Genomic DNA, 2,696 nt, shown 5'->3' on the forward strand with positions numbered 1-2,696 from the left:
GGAGGTGAGCAGGCGGAAGCGGTCGTCGAGCCGGTCGGCGATCTGGCGCGGGGTGAGCATCCGCAGCCGGGCGGCGGCGAGTTCGATGGCGAGCGGCAGGCCGTCCAGGCGCCGGCAGATCTCGGCGCAGGCGGCGGCGGTGTCGCCGTCGGCGTCGACGCGGAAACCGGGCCGTACGGCGGCTCCCCGGTCGGCGAGCAGCCGCAGCGCGACCGGCTCGGGCAGCGGCTCGACCGGCCGCAGCACCTCCCCCGGTATGCCGAGCGGTTCCCGGCTGGTGGCCAGGACGGTGAGGTGCGGGCAGCGGGCGAGCAGTTCCTCGGCGAGGCGGGCCGCCGCGTCGACGACGTGCTCGCAGTTGTCGAGCAGGAGCAGCATGCGGCGCCGTGCGCAGTGCTCGACCAGCCGCTCGACCGGGTCGTCGTGCCGGTCGGCGACCGCGGCCCGCATCTCCTCGGCCCCGGCGCCGTACAGCACGGTCTCGCGGGCCCCCACGGCCGTGAGCACGGCCTCGGGCACGGCGCCGGCGTCGTCGACGGGAGCGAGTTCGGCCAGCCACACCCCGTCCCGCACCGCCGGCCGCACGGCCTCCGCCGCCTCCTGCGACAGCCGCGTCTTCCCGGCCCCGCCGGGCCCCAGCAGCGTCACCAGCCGCGCGGCCCCGAGGTCGGCGCGGATCGCCTCGATGTCGGCCTCCCGGCCGACGAAGGAGGTGAGGCGGGCGCGGAGGTTGCCGGGGGGCCGGGGGGCGCGGGCGTCGGCGGGCGCGGCGGGGTGCTCCCGCCCGCCTTCGGCGAGGGTGCGGGCACGCGCGGGGGCGCCGGCGGCCACGGGTGCCGTCACGGATGCCGTCGTGGGAAGGCCGGAGAAGGCCACCGGGGCGCCGGGGGCTTCCCGCGGCGGCGCCGCACCCGCGTGCCCGGCCCGTGGTGCCGCGCCCGCGTGCGCCTCGCCTGCGGGGCGCCGACCGCCCGCCGACGCGCCGGCCCCCTGCCCGTCCGGTTCGCCCGGCCGTAGCAACTCCCCGTGCAGCTCGCGCAGTTCAGGTCCCGGGTCCGAGCCCAGCCGGTCGGCCAGCAGACGCCGTACGTCCTCGTAGGCGGCCAGGGCCTGCGCCGTGCGGCCCGCGTCGCGCAGGGCGCGCAGGCGGAGGGCCTGGAGGGGCTCGTCCAGGGGGTGGGTGTCGCACAGGGCGGTCAGCTCGGGCAGGGCCTGCCCGGCGTGGCCGAGGGCGAGGGCGGCGGTGAGGCGGGCCCGGCGTGCGTCCAGGTGGCGGGTGTCCCAGCGGGCCGCCTCGGCGGTGCGGTCGGGCAGGTCGGCGAGGGCGGGGCCGCGCCACAGGGCGAGGGCGTCGTCTAGGACGACGGCGGCCTTCGCGGGGTCGCCGTCGGCCAGCGCGCGCAGGCCCTCGCCCGCCAGCCGTTCGAAGCGGTGCAGGTCGATGTCGTCCGCGGCGGCGGTGAGCCGGTAGCCGCCCTCCGCGGAGGCCACCGCACCGGCGCCGAGCGCCCGGCGCAGCCGCCCCACCAGCGCCTGCAGCGCGCCCGTGGCGTCGGCGGGCGGGTCGCCGTCCCACACCTCGTCGACCAGGACGCCCACCGGCACCGTGCGGCCGGGCCGCAGGGCGAGCACGGTCAGCAGGGCACGCAGCCGCGCCCCGCCGACCGGGACGAGGGTGCCGTCGGGGCGGAGCGCCTGAGTGGTGCCGAGGATGCGATAGCGCACGGGGTCCATTGTCTCCGGTGTTCTCATCCCGTCCGCCGGCCCTCGTGGAACACCCGTCGCGCTGTCATGCTCCCACCCTGCTGGAACCGGTGGCAGGGTGCGAGACGTTTTCTCCACGCGCCCGGTACGGTCGACCCCGCCCCACCCGACACGCCCCGCAGGAGCCCGCCCCATGACCAGCGCCACCACCCGCCGCAGCGACCGGCAGGTCAGTCCCGTGTTCCTCGGGATCCTGGCCGTCACCGCGGTCACGGGCTGGGCCACCTGGACCGGATACGCCCAGAAGCCGGGCGTGGCGGTGTTCCTGTTCGTGACCGCGGCCTGGATCGTCTCGCTGTGCCTGCACGAGTACGCGCACGCGCGCACGGCGCTGCACGGCGGTGACATCACGGTCGGCGCCAAGGGCTACCTGACGCTGAACCCCCTGAAGTACACGCACGCCCTGCTGAGCATCGTGCTCCCGGTCCTGTTCGTGATCATGGGCGGGGATCGGCCTGCCGGGCGGTGCCGTGTTCATCGAGCGCGGCCGTATCCGGGGTCGCTGGCGGCACAGCCTGATCTCGGCGGCGGGGCCGCTGACGAACGTGCTGTTCGCGGCCGTGTGCACGGCCCCGTTCTGGCTGCACGCGCTGGACGGCGTGCCCGCCGACTTCCGGTTCGCGCTGGCCTTCCTCGCGCTGCTCCAGGTGACGGCCGCGATCCTGAACTTCCTGCCGGTGCCGGGCCTGGACGGCTACGGCGTGATCGAGCCCTGGCTGTCGTACCGGATCAAGCGCCAGGTGGAGCCGTTCGCGCCGTTCGGCCTGCTCTTCGTGTTCGCGCTGCTGTGGGTGCCCTCGCTCAACGTCGCGTTCTTCGACGTGATCCACACGCTGCTGCGCCACCTCGGCGTCGGCACCCTCGACCAGGCCTGCGGCTGGAGTCTCTACCGCTTCTGGGAGGACACCCCCGAGCTCTGCTCGGTCAGCCGG

Annotated in this window: 1 protein-coding gene and 1 pseudogene; one reads left to right on the forward strand and one right to left on the reverse strand. The window is 76.5% G+C overall.

Annotated elements, in window-relative coordinates:
- A partial coding sequence (locus RH94_RS45135; protein ID WP_234426174.1) for an AfsR/SARP family transcriptional regulator occupies positions 1-1,734 on the reverse strand: 1,734 nt, incomplete at its 3' end.
- Positions 1,735-1,897: 163 nt separating this feature from the next.
- Here RH94_RS45135 and RH94_RS31990 point away from each other — a divergent pair.
- Positions 1,898-2,696: pseudogene (locus RH94_RS31990) on the forward strand (site-2 protease family protein); the annotation flags it as partial.

It is taken from the genome of Streptomyces kebangsaanensis (assembly GCF_001906585.1).
In the GTDB taxonomy this organism is placed as follows: Bacteria; Actinomycetota; Actinomycetes; order Streptomycetales; family Streptomycetaceae; genus Streptomyces; species Streptomyces kebangsaanensis.